15 protein-coding genes are annotated in these 17,434 nt (G+C 56.3%); 11 read left to right on the top strand and 4 right to left on the bottom strand.

Annotation, left to right across the window (positions count from 1 at the left end; translation table 11 throughout):
• The first annotated feature begins 43 nt into the window (after positions 1 to 43).
• The 3 genes from I6L41_RS11495 (at position 44) to ptsG (ending at position 4,280) form a co-directional block, all read left to right on the top strand.
• Entirely contained in the window at positions 44 to 1,363 is a 1,320-nt protein-coding gene (locus I6L41_RS11495) for a maltoporin (protein WP_302054505.1), read from the top strand.
• A gap of 91 nt (positions 1,364 to 1,454) precedes the next feature.
• On the top strand, positions 1,455 to 2,426 hold the full coding sequence (locus I6L41_RS11490; RefSeq protein WP_216958954.1) for a MalM family protein: 972 nt from the start codon (positions 1,455 to 1,457) through the stop codon (positions 2,424 to 2,426).
• Positions 2,427 to 2,849: 423 nt separating this feature from the next.
• Positions 2,850 to 4,280: a PTS glucose transporter subunit IIBC gene (ptsG, locus tag I6L41_RS11485; RefSeq protein WP_005338586.1), complete on the top strand. Its 1,431-nt coding sequence runs from the start codon at positions 2,850 to 2,852 to the stop codon at positions 4,278 to 4,280.
• 269 nt (positions 4,281 to 4,549) lie between these two features.
• Here the strand turns inward: ptsG and I6L41_RS11480 are convergent, their stop codons facing one another.
• From I6L41_RS11480 to map, 4 genes are all read right to left on the bottom strand, one after another.
• Positions 4,550 to 4,933 carry a DUF3461 family protein gene (locus I6L41_RS11480; protein WP_005338583.1) on the bottom strand — a complete coding sequence of 128 codons (384 nt, stop codon included), beginning with the start codon at positions 4,931 to 4,933 and terminating at the stop codon, positions 4,550 to 4,552.
• 127 nt (positions 4,934 to 5,060) lie between these two features.
• Positions 5,061 to 5,888, bottom strand: a complete 828-nt coding sequence (dapD, locus tag I6L41_RS11475) for a 2,3,4,5-tetrahydropyridine-2,6-dicarboxylate N-succinyltransferase (protein ID WP_005338581.1) — start codon at positions 5,886 to 5,888, stop codon at positions 5,061 to 5,063.
• 174 nt (positions 5,889 to 6,062) lie between these two features.
• Positions 6,063 to 8,711 carry a bifunctional uridylyltransferase/uridylyl-removing protein GlnD gene (glnD, locus tag I6L41_RS11470; RefSeq protein ID WP_139735704.1) on the bottom strand — a complete coding sequence of 883 codons (2,649 nt, stop codon included), beginning with the start codon at positions 8,709 to 8,711 and terminating at the stop codon, positions 6,063 to 6,065.
• Positions 8,712 to 8,797: 86 nt separating this feature from the next.
• On the bottom strand, positions 8,798 to 9,586 hold the full coding sequence (map, locus tag I6L41_RS11465; RefSeq protein ID WP_005338579.1) for a type I methionyl aminopeptidase: 789 nt from the start codon (positions 9,584 to 9,586) through the stop codon (positions 8,798 to 8,800).
• A gap of 371 nt (positions 9,587 to 9,957) precedes the next feature.
• On the opposite strand from map, the gene rpsB reads away from it, so the two are divergent.
• The 8 genes from rpsB to rseP all read left to right on the top strand — a co-directional run bounded on the left by rpsB (position 9,958) and on the right by rseP (position 17,419).
• Complete coding sequence (gene rpsB / locus I6L41_RS11460; protein ID WP_005303470.1) at positions 9,958 to 10,686, top strand: 30S ribosomal protein S2; 729 nt, start codon at positions 9,958 to 9,960, stop codon at positions 10,684 to 10,686.
• 104 nt (positions 10,687 to 10,790) lie between these two features.
• On the top strand, positions 10,791 to 11,672 hold the full coding sequence (tsf, locus tag I6L41_RS11455; RefSeq protein ID WP_005338578.1) for a translation elongation factor Ts: 882 nt from the start codon (positions 10,791 to 10,793) through the stop codon (positions 11,670 to 11,672).
• Between the two features lie 71 nt (positions 11,673 to 11,743).
• On the top strand, positions 11,744 to 12,478 hold the full coding sequence (pyrH, locus tag I6L41_RS11450; RefSeq protein WP_005338577.1) for a UMP kinase: 735 nt from the start codon (positions 11,744 to 11,746) through the stop codon (positions 12,476 to 12,478).
• 101 nt (positions 12,479 to 12,579) lie between these two features.
• Positions 12,580 to 13,137, top strand: a complete 558-nt coding sequence (gene frr / locus I6L41_RS11445; protein ID WP_005338576.1) for a ribosome recycling factor — start codon at positions 12,580 to 12,582, stop codon at positions 13,135 to 13,137.
• Positions 13,138 to 13,209: 72 nt separating this feature from the next.
• Positions 13,210 to 13,986, top strand: coding sequence for a polyprenyl diphosphate synthase (gene uppS / locus I6L41_RS11440; RefSeq protein WP_005338574.1), 777 nt, complete (start codon positions 13,210 to 13,212; stop codon positions 13,984 to 13,986).
• 57 nt (positions 13,987 to 14,043) lie between these two features.
• Positions 14,044 to 14,871 carry a phosphatidate cytidylyltransferase gene (locus I6L41_RS11435; protein ID WP_005338571.1) on the top strand — a complete coding sequence of 276 codons (828 nt, stop codon included), beginning with the start codon at positions 14,044 to 14,046 and terminating at the stop codon, positions 14,869 to 14,871.
• On the top strand, positions 14,871 to 16,067 hold the full coding sequence (ispC, locus tag I6L41_RS11430) for a 1-deoxy-D-xylulose-5-phosphate reductoisomerase (protein ID WP_216949526.1): 1,197 nt from the start codon (positions 14,871 to 14,873) through the stop codon (positions 16,065 to 16,067). The genes I6L41_RS11435 and ispC overlap by 1 nt, the downstream gene beginning before the upstream one ends.
• Positions 16,067 to 17,419 carry a sigma E protease regulator RseP gene (gene rseP, locus I6L41_RS11425; protein WP_040066584.1) on the top strand — a complete coding sequence of 451 codons (1,353 nt, stop codon included), beginning with the start codon at positions 16,067 to 16,069 and terminating at the stop codon, positions 17,417 to 17,419. The genes ispC and rseP overlap by 1 nt, the downstream gene beginning before the upstream one ends.
• Positions 17,420 to 17,434 lie beyond the last annotated feature (15 nt).

The raw sequence follows: 17,434 nt of genomic DNA, 5'->3' as shown, positions 1-17,434 counted from the left end.
TTCAGGATCACACTCCTCACTGCGGGAAATAAGGAATATGACAATGAAAATGAAGTGGCTCCCGATTGCAGCAGCTGTTACTGCCGCCCTGGCTTCCCAAGCCGCCTTTGCCGTAGATTTCCACGGTTATTTCCGTTCCGGCGTCGGTGTTTCCGGCGACGGCGACATGGTTAAATACAACGTCAATAAAGTTGGCCGTCTTGGTAACGAAAATGATACCTACGGTGAAGTGCAACTGGGTCAGGAAGTATTCAACAAAGATGGCAAGACTTTCTATGTTGATTCCATGTTTGCCATGGCTTCCAACGGTTCAAACGACTGGGAAGGTACCGGTACTGTTTGTAACTTCGATGCCAAGCAGTGCAATGGTGATTCCGACTTCGCTCTGCGTCAGTTCAACGTACAAGCCAAAGGCTTGCTGAACTTTGCTCCTGAAGCAACCCTGTGGGCTGGTAAGCGTTACTATCAACGCCATGACATCCACATCTCCGACTTCTACTACTGGAACATCTCCGGTGCCGGTGCTGGTATCGAAGGCATCCAGGCTGGTCCGGGTAAAGTATCTTTCGCATGGGTACGCAACGATCGCAGCGCTGCCGATGTGTTTGGCCAGTACACCCAAACCGGAGTGGATGGCAACGGTAACCCGACCTATCAGAAGAATGAAGATCTGAACGTTAACACCTTGGATCTGCGTTATGCCGGCATCCCGCTGTGGACCGATGCGTCCTTGGAACTGGGCGTTGACTATGCTCTGGTCAATGAGACCAACGATCAGAAAGCACTGAAAAAGAATCCGCAAGATGGCGTGATGCTGACTGCTGAACTGACCGCTGGCATCCTCGGTGGTTTCAACAAAACCGTGCTGCAATACGGTACCGAAGGTTACTCCAAGACCATGGCTTTCTATGGCGATGGTTCCTGGTACGGCGCTGAAGCCAAAGACGGTGCTGACGGTTTCCGTATCATCAACTGGGGCGTTGTTCCGATGGGCAACTCCTGGGAGATGGGTCACCAGCTGGTTTACGGTGTAGGCAACGAAATGTGGGACGGCAACGACAAGTGGGAAACCATGTCTGTTGTTGTTCGCCCGATGTACAAGTGGGATGACTTCAACAAGACCATCTTTGAAGGCGGTTACTTCAAGGACAACAACAAGTCCACCAATGGCAGCGAAGACAAAGATGCCGGCTACAAGCTGACCCTGGCTCAAGCCTGGTCTGCTGGTTCCAGCTTCTGGGCCCGTCCGGAAATCCGTGTGTTCGCCTCCTACCTGGCTAACGACGAAGACAAGAAAGTCTTCGAAGGCAATACCTCCAAAGACACCTACCAGTTTGGTGTTCAAGCAGAAGCTTGGTGGTAAGCAAAAGTTTAAGTTAAGTTAGTGACTGCCCCCTTATGGGGGCAGTTTTGTTTCGCCGGATCACGGCCACCGGATTATGGAGATAAGAAAAATGAAACGGGTAAAGATGTCTATTGCAGCCGTAATCACTGCGCTATTAACCGGTTGTGCCGGAAACATGGTTGTTCCTCTGCAAGAACATGGCTCGATCTTGAGCGATGCAGATCAAGCCAAGCAAGCGTTGGCCAAAGCCTCAAGCTGCTGTGTGGCGTTTAAAGATTTCAGTTATGCCCCCTTGCCTGAAGGTGAGACCTTGCTGGCCATTGATGGCAAGCAACCCACTTTTCAGTTTGATGAGGGGATGAGTTACTTTGCTGCTTATCGCTTGCCGACCAACACCGGCAATCTGGCGATCAGCCTGGCATCACAGGTGAGTAAAACCGTGATGGTGCCCAAGGTCATTATGCTGGATGCCGAGTTCAAGGTGACTCGGGTCCTGGGTGAGTCAGTATTCAGCTATCAGCCTGCTCACTTGCTCGATAACGACCGTATTGAAGGGCGTGTTTTTGTTGATCGCAGCATGCCTGGCAACCCGGCCAGCGAAACATACATGATCGTTTATGCGCCCGCGGATAAGCTCTCAGGCAGCACAACAATCCTGCATCCATCAAAAGCGTTTGCTCGTGCTAATGGTACCGTTGAGCCTGATATCAAGGATCCGGTGATCCCGCACTCCCCGTGGGGCTTGGTGCAGATCAAAGTCAAAGATATGGCCCGTGGAAGTGGTCTTGAAGCGGTATTCAAACCCGAATATGCCGACAAGGTGGCTATGAGCCAGGGTCAGCAGGTTGCAGCGATAGCGACTACCGCAGCCGTTACCACAACTGCAACAGCTGCGGTCGCAGCCAAACCTGCTCCTGCCATGTTGAGTGAAACTGAAGCCTTCTATCAGAGCCAGATCGAAAAAGCAGTCAAGGCGGGGGATATCGACAAGGCGATGAAGCTGGTGAACGAGGCCGAGCGGGCTGGTTCAACCAAAGCAAAAAGCGTGTTTATTGATGCGGTCAAGCGCTCGCAACAATAGAGTAATACGACCGTTTGCTGGTCAGATATATTTATTGAGGCCTCCCTTGTTGGAGGCCTTTTTAATCGGTAGACTGTAATAAATAAAAATCACGCCGTTACATTCTGTTACAGTGAGTTGCTATTTGATGTAAATGGCATTATTAAAATACAAAGTGAAACTGCTATTTATATGTCTTTGTAATAGAGTGATAATGCGGATTATTAATTTCTATTAGATGCGTTTTTTAGCCGCTAAACAAGTTGTGATCTTCCCTCCAAATTCAATATTCCCCCGCCTTCGAAAGCAGCAATTTATGACCCGCTGGGTTATATTCTGATGGTCAAAATAAACAAGCCCGACTCGAAGATATCTGAATGAATCAGTCCTTATTTCATCCAGATAGATCGTTCAGGGACGACAATCCATTCAGGAGCGCACACAATGTTCAAAAATGCTTTCTCTAATCTGCAAAAGGTTGGTAAGGCGCTGATGCTGCCAGTATCAGTCTTGCCAGTCGCAGGTATTCTGCTGGGGGTGGGTGCTGCCCACTTCAGCTGGATGCCGGAAATTGTCTCCCAATTAATGGAGCAAGCCGGTGGTTCCGTATTTGGCCAGATGGCCCTGCTGTTCGCAGTGGGTGTTGCTCTGGGCTTTACCAATAACGACGGTGTATCCGGTCTGTCAGCCATCGTTGGCTACGGCATCATGGTCGCAACCCTGAAGGTCATGGCACCTGTGATGGGTGTTGAAACCATCGAAACCGGCGTGCTGGGTGGTATCCTGGCCGGTGGTATCGCTGCCTGGGCGTTCAACCGTTTCTACAAGATCCAGCTGCCAGAGTACCTGGGCTTCTTCGCGGGCAAACGTGCCGTACCCATCATCACCGGTTTCCTCTCCATCGGTCTGGGTGTGATCCTGTCCGTGATTTGGCCGCCAGTGGGTGGTGCCATCGGTGCCTTCTCTGACTGGGCTGCCAACCAGAACCCGGTACTGGCCTTCGGTATCTACGGCGTGGTTGAGCGCTCCCTGATCCCGTTCGGTCTGCACCACATCTGGAACGTACCGTTCTTCTATCAGGCTGGTACCTGCGTCAACGGTGCCGGTGAAACTGTTCACGGTATCATGACCTGCTTCCTGACTGCTGATGACGCTTCCCGCGCTGCCGGTAACGGTTTTGGTCAGCTGGCTGGTGGCTACCTGTTCAAAATGTTCGGTCTGCCTGCTGCTGCGTTCGCCATTGCTCACGCTGCCAAGCCGGAAAACCGCGCCAAGATCGTTGGTATCATGGCCTCTGCAGCCCTGACCTCTTTCCTGACCGGTATCACCGAGCCGATTGAATTCTCCTTCCTGTTCATCGCTCCGGTTCTGTACGCAATCCACGCTGTACTGGCTGGTCTGGCTTATGTGCTGACCAACTCTCTGGGTATCGTACACGGTCACACCTTCTCCAACGGCTTCATCGACTTCGTGGTGCAATCACCGCGTGCCGACAACATGCTGCTGCTGGTTGGTCTGGGTCTGGTTTACGCGGCTATCTACTACGTCGTATTCAGCTTCGTTATCCGTGCCATGAACCTGAAAACCCCGGGTCGTGAAGACGAGACTGCTGAAGAGGCCGTTGGCCAAGGCAAAGACGAGATGTCTGCTGCTCTGGTTGCCGCCTTCGGTGGTAAAGAGAACATTGCTTCTCTGGATGCCTGCATCACCCGTCTGCGTGTTGGTGTGAAAGATGTTGCCAAGGTTGACCAGGCTGGTCTGAAGAAACTGGGTGCTGCCGGTGTGGTAGTGGCTGGTTCCGGCGTTCAAGCCATCTTCGGTACCAAGTCCGACAACCTGAAAACCGACATGGACATCTGGATGAAGAGCAACTAATCCTGTTGCCTGAATATCAGCGTGTTTGAAGAGGGAGGCGAAAGCCTCCCTCTTGCTATTTCTGGTTATGGATCGTGCGAGTCACAGCAGGTCGAACTCGGCAGGAGTCTCGTTACCCAAGATGCGATGTGTAACGGGATGCCCTATGTCGGCACAACCGCTGGTGTGCCTCGCTCGACTTATCGCATGTCATCACCTGATAAACCTATATAAAGTCAGCCAATAAAAAGAGCGCCACATTGGGCGCTCTTTAAGCAAGAGGGGGAGGGTTAGAGTTTCTCCAGATCCCGTTCGATTTCGCTGATCTTGTTTTGTACCACTTTTTCCAGATGGCGCAGGTCGCGCAGGATCTTTTGCTTGATGTCCGGGTCGGCCTGCTGATGGACGCCCTGGGTCAGGTTGTCCAGCTCATCCACCACATATTTGAGGTTGGCGTTGATCTCGGTGACATCCTTGTACTCATGGGTACCGGAGTCGACCAGCATGGTCTTGCGCTGGCGGGGATACTTGAATTTGACACTCTTGGCGAAGAACTCGCCCTTCTGCTTCTTGAAGTAGATCTTGAGGATGTCGTGGTTGGCCTCCTGGCGCAGGGTGTAGCTGTCGACGGAGGCGGGATCCTGGATCCCCAGGCTCTTCAGATTCTCGTACATCAGGCTTCCTCGGTTTGAAACGATCCTGTCCCATCCATCTTAACCGATGCCTCATGGCTTGCCTGTGACAGGGGCGCCAAAATCAAAAGGGCGCCATCAGGCGCCCTTTTCTTCACAGCAATACTGATTACTCGTCGATGGAGCGCAGCAGAGCGTTGATGCCGACTTTGGCGCGAGTCTTGGCATCCACCTTCTTGACGATCACCGCCGCGTAGAGGCTGTACTTGCCGCATTTGGAGGGCAGGGAGCCGGAGACGACCACGGAGCCAGCCGGTACGCGGCCGTAGTGGATCTCGCCGGTTTCGCGGTCATAGATGCGGGTGGACTGGCCGATGAAGACGCCCATGGAGATAACGGAACCTTCCTCGACGATCACCCCTTCAACCACTTCGGAACGGGCGCCGATAAAGCAGTTGTCTTCGATGATGGTCGGGTTGGCCTGCAGCGGTTCCAGTACGCCGCCGATGCCGACGCCGCCGGAGAGGTGGACGTTCTTACCGATCTGGGCGCAAGAGCCGACAGTAGCCCAGGTATCGACCATGGTACCTTCGTCAACGAAGGCGCCGATGTTGACATAGGAGGGCATCAGCACGGTATTGGGGGCGATAAAAGAGCCTTTGCGGGCTGTTGCCGGCGGCACCACGCGCACACCCGCTTCCTTGAACTGCTCGGCAGTGTAGTTGGAGAATTTGAGGGGAACCTTGTCGTAGTACTGGGCATCGTCGCCCTTGATGATGCCGTTGTCGTTGATGCGGAAGTAGAGCAATACCGCTTTCTTCAACCACTGATGGACAACCCACTCACCGGCGATCTTCTCGGCAACCCTTGCCTTGCCAGAGTCCAGTAGGTCGATGGCTTGCAGGATGGCGGACTTGGTGGCGCTATCCACGGAGCCCGGAGTAATGGTGTCGCGGCGCTCGAAGGCCGCTTCAATGATCTGTTGCAACTCGGTCATGACAGGTTTCCTTTAAAAAATTCTGTTTGTTGTATCACACTTTTCCGACTGTTTTTAAGGGGGGGACCGGAATTCTTCCGGCCAGCGGCCATTTCTTCATCCGGTGTGCGCCAACCAGTTGTTTGGTATGGTAAAAAACGCCCGACAATCAGCCTCTTTCGAATCACTCTTCGCTTAATCCAGTACCGACTGCTGGGGATTGAGCTGGTGTACCAGTCGCTCTTCCAGCTGTTTTTGCTGCTCGGCGGTCAATGGCTCGCCATCGAGGCTGGTCAGGCTGAAAAAGTCCTCGACCCGCTCGCCGAAGGTGGCGATTTTGGCGGCGTGCAGCGACAGCCCGCACTGCTGGAAAACCGCACCGATCCGCGCCAGCAGGCCGGGGGTATCGAGGGCAGTCAGCTCCATCAGGGTGTGACGGCTCTCCCCTTTAGTGGGCGAAGAGCGGGGCAGAAAGACTACCCGGGTCGGTACGCTGAACTGGCGGTGGCGCCGCGACAGCGGCTTGTTGCGCAGCACCAGCTTGCCCGGCTCCTGCAGCGCCTTCTCCAGCGCTTTCTTGATGGTGGCGGTGCGGTTGGGGCTGATGGGTTCGCCGCTTGGCTCCAGTACCACGAAGGTATCGAGCACATAGTTGCTGCGCGAGTTCATGATCTGGGCGTCGTGGATGTTAAGGTTTTTCTGATCGAGCGCCGAGGCCACGGTGGCAAACAGATTCGGGGTATCGCGGCAGTAGATAAATACCTCGCTGCCGCCGCGGGTCGGGTGTTTGCCGATGATCACCAGCGGTGCCGGATTGTCGCCATGCTCGATGATATGGCGGCAGTGCCAGGCGATCTGCTCCGGGCTGTGACGCAGGAAGTAGTCGGCCTTGAAATCGGCCCAGAGCAGGTTGATTGCCTCTTCCGATACATCCCGTTGCGCCAGCAGTTGCTTGGCCTGACGCTGGTTTTCGCGAATGCGCAGCCGCATGTCGGGCGGGTTCTCCAACCCTTGGCGCAGCGCCTTCTGGGTCGCGAAGTAGAGCTCCCGCAGCAGGGTGCCCTTCCAGTCGTTCCACAGGGTGTCGTTGGTGGCGCAGATATCGGCCACGGTAAGGCAGTAGAGCAGGTCGAGATGCTGCTCGTCGCGCACCTTCTGGGCAAAGTCGGTGACCACGTCGGGATCGTAGATATCGCGGCGCTGGGCGGTAACCGACATCAGCAGATGGTGGCGCACCAGCCAGGCGACCAGTCGGCTCTCGTAGCGATCCAGACCGTGCAGCTGGCAGAACTCCAGCGCATCGACGGCGCCGAGCTCCGAGTGATCGCCGCGCCGCCCCTTGGCGATGTCGTGGAACAGGGCGGCGATGCTGAGCAGCTCCGGTTTGCGCAGCCGGGTGAAGACCTCGTGGCAGAGCGGGTGGCTCTGGCGACTGGCCGGATTGGGAAACTGATGAATGTTCTTGAGGAGGCGATGGGTATGCTCATCGACCGTGTAGGCGTGGAACATGTCGAACTGCATCTGGCCGACGATCAGGTTCCATTGCGGCAGATAGGCCGCCAGAATGCCGTACTTGTGCATCAGGGTGAGCGGCAGGCCGATGCCGTTGGGGTGGCGCAGCAGCGCCATAAAGAGGCGACGGCAGTCGGGTAAGTCTTGCAACCAGCAGTTGAGTTTGCGGCGCGCCTCGCGCAGTTGGCGCAAGGTTGCCGAGTGGATACCCGCAATCTCGGGGTGTTGGGCCATCTGATAGAAGAGGCGCAGGATAGCGGCCGGTTCACGGCTAAACAGCTCCGCATCCACCGCATCGATGAGGCGGCCACGGAGCTGGAACTCGTCGGAGAGGCGGCGCACATCCATGGCGGTGTTGCCGAGGATCGCTTCGTCAAACAGCTGCAGCAGCATCTCGTTGAGCTCGGAGACCCGCCGCACCGTCTGGTAGAAGCGCTTCATCATCTGCTCGACCGGAGTGTTGCCTTCCCCCTCGAACCCCAACATCTGGGCCACGGTGCGCTGGCGATCGAACAGCAGGCGGTTATCTCCCTTGTTGATCGCCATATGCAGGGCGAAACGCACTTTCCAGAGAAAATTCTGGCAGTCGAGCAGCTCGCGGTACTCGGCGCGGTTGAGAAAGCCGTGGCTGGTCATCTCGAACAAGGTAGTGGCGCCGAAGTGGCGGCGGGCGACCCAGGCGAGGGTTTGAATATCCCGCAGGCCGCCCGGATTACTCTTGAGATCGGGCTCCAGCTTGTAGGCGGTGCCGAGAAATTGCTGATGACGCTCCGCTTGCTCCTGGCGCTTGGCGCGAAAGAAGGCTTCGCTCGGCCAGAAGTGCTGGGGGCCGGTTGCCTCTTTCAGTTGTCGGAAACCCTCCTGGCGACCTGTGATGTAGCGGGCCTCAATGAGGTTGGTGGCGACCGTAATATCGGCGCGCCCCTGCTCGAGGCACTCCGCCACGTTGCGCACCGCCTGACCCACCTCCAGCTTGAGATCCCACAGCAAGGTGATGAACTCGCCGATGCGCAGCCCCAGCACCTCGTCCAGCTCGTCGCCGTCATAGAGGATCAGCAGGTCGATATCGGAGTGGGGGTGCAGCTCGCCGCGACCATATCCCCCCACCGCGATGAGGGTGAGGTCGCTCTTGTCGAAGCCGAACTTCTGCCACAGCCGGCAGAGCAGCTGATCCATGTATTCGGAGCGGGTGGCAACCAGCTCGATGATGTTGTCACCGGCATCGAAACGGGCGTGCAGCCAGCCGAGAAAGCGGCTCAGGTACTCTTTGCAGTTGTCGCGAGTGAGCTGGTCATCGGGTAACAAATGGGGAGAAAGCAGGCTGGCGTCCATGGCATCTCACACGCAAGTGGCAGGCAAATGGCAGAAACAGAAGTAAAAACCCCGGCGCTTTGGAAGTTCAGGGCCGGGGTTCGATGTTAGCTGTGTTTGATGAAGCGGTCGATAGTGTCATCGGGGCGCAGGGTGAGCACCTCGCAGCCATCTTCGGTCACCAGCAGGGTGTGTTCCCACTGGGCGGAGTCGCCGCCATCCTTGGTGGTCACGGTCCAGCCATCCTTCGGATTGACCTTGCAGTGATATTTCTTGCTGTTGACCATGGGCTCGATGGTGAAGCACATGCCTGCTTTCAGCTCCAGCTTGCCGCTGTTGCGGTAGTGGAGGATCTGCGGCTCTTCGTGGAACTCGGCGCCGATGCCGTGGCCGCAGTAGTCACGCACCACGGAGAAACCGGCCTTCTCGACGATGGGCTGAATAACAGCGCCAATCTCGGTAATGCAGGCACCCGGACGTACCTTCTTGATGGCGGCGTAGAGGCTCTCTTGCGCAACCTTGCAGAGCTGGCGGCGCAGCGGAGTGGTTTCACCCACGATGAACATGGCAGAAGTATCGCCGTGGTAGCCATCCTTGATGACGGTGATATCCAGGTTGATGATGTCGCCATCACGCAGCTTCTTGTGATTCGGGATACCGTGGCAGATCACATCGTTCACCGAGGTGCAGATGGATTTGGGGAAGCCGTGGTAATTGAGCGGAGCTGGAACCGCCTGTTGTACGTCGACAATATAGTCGTGGCAGAGGGTGTTCAGTTCGTCAGTGGTGACGCCAGCTTTGACATGGGGCGCAATCATGACCAGCACATCGGCGGCCAATTGGCCGGCAACGCGCATCTTTTCAATCTCTTCCGGTGTCTTGATTTTAATGGACATGGGATCTCTCTTGCGGCCTGCCGCTGGGCCTGTGAGGGCAGACAGGACAGGTAATGAAAAATAGATGCGTTTGCAATCAGGGCAAAATTTTATCCGCAACCCCCGCGTACTTCCAGTGTGATTGTCATCACAACGTCAAATCAACGTCGCAGCATCCTCTGGCGGGATCCATATTTACACCTGTTTAGGGTGTCGGCCGGTGGTGTCCTGAACAAAGTTATGGTATAAAGCGCGCCGGAATGGGGAACTTGCGTCCCGATTTCATCACCCTTACTTAAACAACACACACACATCGACACATATGCCGGGGTGCCTTAACGGGTCGGTTATATGGGATGTGTGGAGGCCTAACCCCAATACAGAGGTATAAAATGGCTAAAGTTTCTATGCGCGACATGCTGCAAGCCGGCGTTCACTTCGGTCACCAGACTCGTTACTGGAACCCGAAAATGAAATCCTACATCTTCGGTGCCCGCAGCAAAGTTCACATCATCAACCTGGAAAAAACCGTTCCGATGTTTGACGATGCCATGAACTTCATCAGCTCCGTAGCTGCCAAGAAAGGCAAGGTACTGTTTGTTGGTACCAAGCGTGCCGCGTCTGAAGCCGTAAAAGAAGCCGCTGAGCGTTGCGACCAGTTCTATGTAAACCACCGCTGGCTGGGCGGTATGCTGACCAACTGGAAAACCGTTCGTCAGTCTATCAAGCGCCTGAAAGATCTGGAAACCCAGAGCCAGGACGGTACCTTCGACAAGCTGACCAAGAAAGAGGCGCTGATGCGTACTCGCGAAATGGAAAAGCTGGAGAAGAGCCTGGGTGGTATCAAGAACATGGGCGGCCTGCCTGACGTTCTGTTCGTTGTCGATGCCGACCACGAGCATATCGCTATCAAAGAAGCCAATAACCTGGGTATCCCGGTAGTTTCCATCGTTGATACCAACTCCAACCCGGACGGCGTTGACTATGTCATCCCGGGTAACGACGACGCTATCCGTGCCGTACAGCTGTACCTGAATGCTGCTGCTGACACCGTACTGGAAGCTCGCGCTCAGGACATCGTTGTTCAAGCCGAACAAGATGGCTTCGTTGAAGCTGAGTAATTGATAAGGACTGTAAAGCCCTTATTAACCAAGCTGATGTAATTGGTTAGCAGGGGCCCTTGTGGCCCCTGTTTCTTGTCAATTCAAGACCGAGGATACTGGACATGGCTAACGTTACTGCCGCCCTGGTAAAAGAACTGCGCGAGCGCACTGCCGCTGGCATGATGGATTGCAAAAAAGCACTGGAAGAAGCTGCTGGTGATATCGAGCTGGCAATTGAGAACATGCGCAAATCCGGTCAGGCCAAAGCCGCCAAGAAAGCTGGCCGTATCGCCGCTGAAGGCGTTATCTTTGCTCGCACCGAAGGCAACGTTGCCGTCATGATCGAGCTGAACAGCGAAACCGACTTCGTCGCCAAAGATGCCAGCTTCATGGCAATGGGCCAGAAGATCGCTGACATCGCTGCGACCCAGAAAATTGCTGACGTTGACGCGCTGAAAGCCGCTGACTTCGGTAACGGCGAATCCGTCGAGCTGACCATCACCAACCTGATCGCCAAGATCGGTGAGAACATGAACCTGCGTCGCGTGATGCTGGTTGAAGGTGACAACCTGGGTACCTACGTTCACGGTTCCCGCATTGGTGTTATCACCAAGCTGACCGGTGGTTCTGCCGAGCTGGCCAAAGATCTGGCCATGCACGTTGCTGCCAACAGCCCGCAATTCGTCAAGCCTGAAGACGTGTCTGCTGAAGTCGTTGCCAAAGAGCGCGAAATCCAGATCGACATCGCCATCAACTCCGGCAAGCCGAAAGAGATCGCCGAGAAGATGGTTGAAGGCCGCATGAAGAAGTTCACCGGTGAGGTTTCCCTGACTGGTCAACCGTTCGTGAAAGATCCTTCCATGACCGTTGCCGAGCTGCTGAAGAAAGAAGGCGCTGACGTTGTCTCCTTCACCCGTTTCGAAGTGGGCGAAGGCATCGAGAAGCAAGAGACCGATTTCGCTGCTGAAGTTGCAGCCCAAATCGCGGCCGCTCAAAAGGCCTAATCGAACCGGTTTTTCCGTTTCCCCAGACCGCGACTTATGTCGCGGTCTTTATATGACCAGGAATCAGTGACATGAGTACCAATCCCAAACCTGCATACAGACGTGTTCTTCTGAAGTTGAGTGGTGAAGCCCTGCAAGGATCCGAGGGTTTCGGCATTGATCCGGCGGTGCTGGAGCGGATGGCCCAAGAGATCAAAGAACTGGTTGAGTTGGGTGTTCAGGTCGGTCTGGTCATCGGTGGCGGCAACCTGTTCCGTGGTGCCGGTCTTGCCAAAGCGGGCATGAACCGCGTGGTGGGCGACCACATGGGTATGCTGGCAACCGTGATGAACGGTCTGGCCATGCGTGATGCCCTGCATCGTGCTTATGTGAATGCCCGTCTGATGTCTGCCATCTCCCTGCAAGGCGTCTGCGACTCCTACAGCTGGGCCGAGGCAATCAGCCAGCTGCGTGCTGGCAAAGTCGTTATCTTTTCTGCCGGTACCGGCAACCCCTTCTTCACTACCGATTCTGCGGCTTGTCTGCGCGGGATCGAGATCGAAGCTGACGTGGTGCTCAAAGCCACCAAGGTTGATGGTGTATACAACGAAGATCCGGTCAAGAATCCGGATGCCGTGCTGTATCATGAACTGAGTTATGATGAAGTTCTTGAAAAAGAGCTCAAGGTGATGGATCTTGCTGCCTTTACCCTGGCACGTGACCATGATCTGCCGATCCGCGTGTTCAACATGAACAAACCGGGTGCCCTGCGCCGGGTTGTCATGGGTGAACCGGAAGGCACTCTGATCCACCACGTTGGTAAATAAGATAAAAGTGAGCCACCTGGCGCTCTTACCCTATCCATCACGTCAGTAAATAAGATAGACACGGGCCGTGTAGCGGCTCGTTCGCCAAAAGGAAAACCACTGTGATCAACGAGATTAAAAACGACGCCAAGGACCGTATGGGCAAGAGCGTAGAAGCGCTCAAGACCCAAATGTCCAAGATCCGTACCGGCCGCGCTCACCCGAGCCTGCTCGACGGCATCCAGGTTGAGTATTACGGTGCTGCCACTCCGCTGAAACAGTTGGCCAACGTCGTGGCAGAAGATGCTCGCACCCTCTCCATCTCCATTTTTGACCGCTCCATGATCCAGGCGGTAGAGAAGGCGATCCTGACCTCCGATCTGGGCCTGAACCCGTCCAGCAATGGCCAGACCCTGCGCGTGCCGCTGCCGCCGCTGACCGAAGAGCGCCGTCGCGACCTGACCAAGATCGTCCGTGCCGAAGCGGAAAACGCTCGTGTTGCCGTGCGCAACATCCGTCGTGACGCCAACGCCGATCTGAAAGCGCTGCTGAAGGACAAAGAGATCTCCGAAGACGACGACCGTCGCGCCCAGGAAGAGATCCAGAAACTGACCGACTCCTACATCAAGCTGGTCGATGAGGCCCTTGCCGTAAAGGAGAAGGAGCTAATGGAAATCTAACCGTCTGAAAGGTATATTACGAGCGCCGTGTAGTGCCCCTGCACGGCGCTTTTGTCTTTGTGGGAGAATTACATGTCGCTTTTGGCTGCGTTGGGTGATTGTGCCAACTCGTCTTTACCCCGTCACGTCGCCATCATCATGGATGGTAACGGTCGCTGGGCCCAGAACCGAGGCAAGATGCGGGTTTATGGCCACAAGGCGGGCGTCAAGTCAGTGCGCGAGGCCGTTACCTTTGCTGCGCGTGCCAAGATCGAGGCATTGACCCTGTTTGCATTCTCCAGCGAGAACTGGCGCCGCCCGGAAGGGGAGGTCAGTGCCTTGATGGAACTGTTCATTACAGTGCTGGGTCGTGAGGTGCAGAAACTGCACAACAACGGGATCCGGCTCAAGGTGATTGGCGATACTGCTCGCTTTAGTGAGCGGTTGCAGGCCAAAATCGCCAAGGCGGAAGCCTTGACCGCCAATAACAAGGGGTTGACCCTGAACATTGCGGCCAACTATGGCGGCCAGTGGGATATCGCCCAGGCGGCCCGCAAGCTGGCTAAAGCAGTGGCGGCTGGTGAACTGGCCGCTGACGACATTGATGAATCCATGTTGACCCGCGAGGTTTGCATGGCCGATCTGCCACCCGTGGACCTGTTGATCCGCACCGGTGGCGATCATCGCATCAGCAACTTTGTGTTATGGCAGCTCGCCTATGCCGAGCTCTATTTTACCCCGGTATTGTGGCCCGATTTCAACGAGGCCGAGTTCAGTGAGGCGGTCGCCTCTTTCGTTGCACGCGAGCGTCGCTTCGGTTGCACGGGTGAACAGATACGGGAATTGATCGCCGAGCAGCAGACCGGCTAAACCCCGCTCCCAAGAGAGAGGTTTCTTTTGCTAAAACAACGAATTATTACTGCTTTGATGTTGATCCCCCTGGTGTTGGGGGCGCTCTTCTTTCTGCCATTGAAATTTTTTGCCCTGTTGGCTGCGCTGGTGTTTTTGTTGGCCAGTCGCGAATGGAGTGGGTTTGTCTCTGCTGCTCCGCAGCAATGGTTACCCATCGTATTTTGTCTGTTGCTCGGTGCCAGCCTCTTTTGGCTGCCGGTAGAGCAACTCTGGACGCCCCATCTGCACCCCCTCGTGATGGGCGTGCTCTGGACCGCGGTAAGCTGGTGGCTGCTGGGTCTGCTGCTGGTACTGCGTTATCCCCAGAGCGCCAAGCTGTGGAAAGAGTCTATCTGGCTCAAGTCGCTGTTTGGTCTGGTGACCCTGGTTCCTTTCTTCTGGTCGCTGGTCGCCATCCGTGGTTACAACTTTTACCATGACCCCATGATGGGGGCCTGGATCCTGTTGTTCGTGATGGGACTGGTCTGGGCGGCAGATTCTGGCGCGTATTTTTTCGGCAAGGCGTTCGGTAAGCACAAGCTGGCACCGGCTGTGAGTCCGGGCAAAACCATCGAAGGAATGTGTGGCGGCCTCTTTACCGCCAGCCTGCTGGCCATCGGTGTCACCTGGTCGATGGGATTTGTTCCTGCCAAGATGATCACCGTGCTGTTTTGCTCTCTGCTGGCGGTGCTAGCCTCCGTACTCGGTGATCTGACCGAGAGCATGTTCAAGCGCGAGGCGGGCATCAAGGACTCCGGCACCCTGTTGCCGGGTCATGGCGGGATTCTCGACCGGATCGACAGCCTGACCGCCGCCCTGCCGGTGTTTCTGCTCAGTTATCTGCTACTCAGTCAGGAGTTTTGATGCACAAGTCACTGGTTATTCTGGGAGCCTCCGGCTCCATTGGTCAGAGTACCTTGAAAGTGCTGCGCCATAACCCGGGCAGTTGGCAAGTGTTGGCGTTGACCGCCGCCCGCAACGTGGATGCCATGTTGCGCGACTGCCTCGAATTCTCCCCCCGTTTTGCCGTGATGGTCGATGAGGATGCCGCCCGTGAACTGGCTGCCCGTCTGAAAGCGCACGGCAGTGCGACCCGGGTCATGTCTGGTGCCACCGCCCTGTGCGAGGTGGCCGCCCATCCCGATGCCCATAGCGTGATGGCCGCCATCGTCGGTGCGGCTGGTCTGGCCCCGACCATGGCCGCGGTGCGTGCCGGCAAGCGTATTTTGCTGGCCAACAAGGAGGCGCTGGTGATGTCCGGTGCTTTCTTCATGGAAGCCGTGCGCGAACATGGCGCCGAGCTGCTGCCCATCGACAGCGAACACAACGCCATCTTCCAGTGTCTGCCGACTGCCGTGCAGCGCCAGCCCGGTTTTTGCGATCTGGCGGCGGCGGGGATCAGCAAGATTTTGCTGACCGGTTCCGGCGGTCCGTTCCGTTACACCGAGATCAGCGATCTGGCGAAGGTGACGCCGGCGCAGGCCATCGCGCATCCCAACTGGTCGATGGGGGCCAAGATTTCGGTCGACTCCGCCACCATGATCAACAAGGGGCTGGAGTACATCGAGGCGCGCTGGCTGTTCAATGCGGCGCCCGAGCAGATCCAGGTGGTGATCCACCCGCAGTCGGTGATCCACTCCATGGTGCAGTACAAGGATGGCTCCGTGCTGGCCCAGCTTGGCAATCCGGATATGTGTACCCCCATCGCCCATGCGCTGGCTTATCCCAATCGCATCCCCTCCAGTGTGGAACCTTTGGATTTCTTCAGTGTCGGAGAGTTCAGCTTTATCCGGCCTGATTACGATCGCTACCCCTGTCTGGCGTTGGCCATCAATGCCTGCCAGAAGGGACAAGCGGCGACCACTGCGCTCAATGCGGCCAACGAGGAGGCGGTTGCCGCCTTCTTGGCCGGGCGCATCGGCTTTATGGATATTGCCCGGATCAACGAGGCAGTGATGCTGGCGCTGGAGAGCAGCGTAGTCGGCTCACTCGATGATCTGTTTGCCCTGGACGGTGCGGCAAGAGCCCGTGCTCACACTTTGATTGAGGAGCTTGGCTGATGGGCGGTGTGTTGTGGAATATCGGTGCCTTTGTTGTTGCGCTGGGCCTGCTGGTCGCAGTGCACGAGTTTGGTCACTTCTGGGTGGCCCGTCGTTGTGGCGTCAAGGTTGAGCGCTTCTCCATCGGTTTTGGCAAGGCGATCTGGCGCCGGATGGGTAAAGATGGCACCGAATATGTGCTGGCGCTGATCCCGCTCGGTGGTTACGTCAAGATGCTCGATGGCCGGGTCGATGAACTCAAGCCCGGTGACGAGCAGTATGCCTTCAACCACAAGAGTGTCTGGGCGCGGATGGCGATTGTCGCCGCAGGCCCCATGGCCAACTTTGTCTTTGCCCTGTTCGCCCTCTGGCTGATGTTTATCATCGGGGTGCCGAGCGTCAAGCCGGTGATCGGTGAAGTGCGTCCGGCATCCATCGTGGCCGAGGCGGGTGTGCTGCCGGGGATGGAGATTGTCGGGGTCGGTGATGAGCAGACCGGTGACTGGGAGAGCGTCACTTACGCCCTTATCAGCCATCTGGGTGATGATGCAGTCACCCTGAAAGTGCAGGCACCCAATACCAGCTATGCCACCGATAAAACCTTGTCGCTGACCGGCTGGACCTTCGATCCGGATAAAGAGTCGCCTATCGGTAGCTTGGGGATCGTCCCCCTGAGTGGCAAAGTGCTGCCAGTCGTGGCTGCCGTGGTGGCCAAGAGTGCCAGTGAAAAGGCGGGGCTGCAGGTCGGTGACCGTATCAAACAGGTCGGCGATCAGCCTATTACCGCGTGGGCCCAGTTTGTCGAGTTGGTGCAACAGGCACCGGGCGAACCCCTGCAAGTGGTGGTTGAGCGCAACAACAGCGCTCTCAACGTGACCCTGACCCCGGATAGCCGCAAGGTGCAGGGCAAGCTGGTAGGATTCGTCGGTCTCTCGCCACAACTGGTTCCATTACCGGATGAATATCGAATTCTGTTACAGTATGGGCCTTTGCAGGCGCTGTGGCATGGCGCGGACAAGACCTGGAGCCTGATCACGCTCACCTTTGACATGATTGGCAAGTTGATCGGTGGCATCGTGTCGCTGGACAACCTGAGTGGCCCCATCTCCATTGCCAAGGGCGCCGGCAGCAGTGCCGACTATGGTCTGGTCTATTTCTTGAGTTTTCTGGCGCTGATCAGCGTCAACCTGGGAATTATCAATCTGTTCCCCCTGCCGGTGCTCGATGGTGGCCATCTGGTCTATTTCCTGATCGAAGCGGTCACCGGCAAGCCGGTATCAGAGAAAATACAGGAAGTGGGTTTCAGGATCGGCGCCGCCATTCTGATGTTATTGATGGGCATTGCGCTGTTTAACGATTTCGCTCGCCTCTGAGGCCAGAGCATCAAC

It is taken from the genome of Aeromonas sp. FDAARGOS 1411 (assembly GCF_019047125.1).
GTDB lineage: Bacteria > Pseudomonadota > Gammaproteobacteria > Enterobacterales > Aeromonadaceae > Aeromonas > Aeromonas veronii.
This window is presented reverse-complemented; position numbering and strand designations above follow the sequence as displayed.

Coding starts and splice junctions, on each gene's coding strand:
- dapD (WP_005338581.1), bottom strand. CDS start 5,888: ATGACCGAGTTGCAACAGATCATTGAAGCGGCCTTCGAGCGCCGCGAC.
- rpsB (WP_005303470.1), top strand. CDS start 9,958: ATGGCTAAAGTTTCTATGCGCGACATGCTGCAAGCCGGCGTTCACTTC.
- uppS (WP_005338574.1), top strand. CDS start 13,210: ATGTCGCTTTTGGCTGCGTTGGGTGATTGTGCCAACTCGTCTTTACCC.
- I6L41_RS11495 (WP_302054505.1), top strand. CDS start 44: ATGAAAATGAAGTGGCTCCCGATTGCAGCAGCTGTTACTGCCGCCCTG.
- I6L41_RS11480 (WP_005338583.1), bottom strand. CDS start 4,933: ATGTACGAGAATCTGAAGAGCCTGGGGATCCAGGATCCCGCCTCCGTC.
- ptsG (WP_005338586.1), top strand. CDS start 2,850: ATGTTCAAAAATGCTTTCTCTAATCTGCAAAAGGTTGGTAAGGCGCTG.
- I6L41_RS11490 (WP_216958954.1), top strand. CDS start 1,455: ATGAAACGGGTAAAGATGTCTATTGCAGCCGTAATCACTGCGCTATTA.
- glnD (WP_139735704.1), bottom strand. CDS start 8,711: ATGGACGCCAGCCTGCTTTCTCCCCATTTGTTACCCGATGACCAGCTC.
- tsf (WP_005338578.1), top strand. CDS start 10,791: ATGGCTAACGTTACTGCCGCCCTGGTAAAAGAACTGCGCGAGCGCACT.
- rseP (WP_040066584.1), top strand. CDS start 16,067: ATGGGCGGTGTGTTGTGGAATATCGGTGCCTTTGTTGTTGCGCTGGGC.
- I6L41_RS11435 (WP_005338571.1), top strand. CDS start 14,044: ATGTTGATCCCCCTGGTGTTGGGGGCGCTCTTCTTTCTGCCATTGAAA.
- map (WP_005338579.1), bottom strand. CDS start 9,586: ATGTCCATTAAAATCAAGACACCGGAAGAGATTGAAAAGATGCGCGTT.
- pyrH (WP_005338577.1), top strand. CDS start 11,744: ATGAGTACCAATCCCAAACCTGCATACAGACGTGTTCTTCTGAAGTTG.
- ispC (WP_216949526.1), top strand. CDS start 14,871: ATGCACAAGTCACTGGTTATTCTGGGAGCCTCCGGCTCCATTGGTCAG.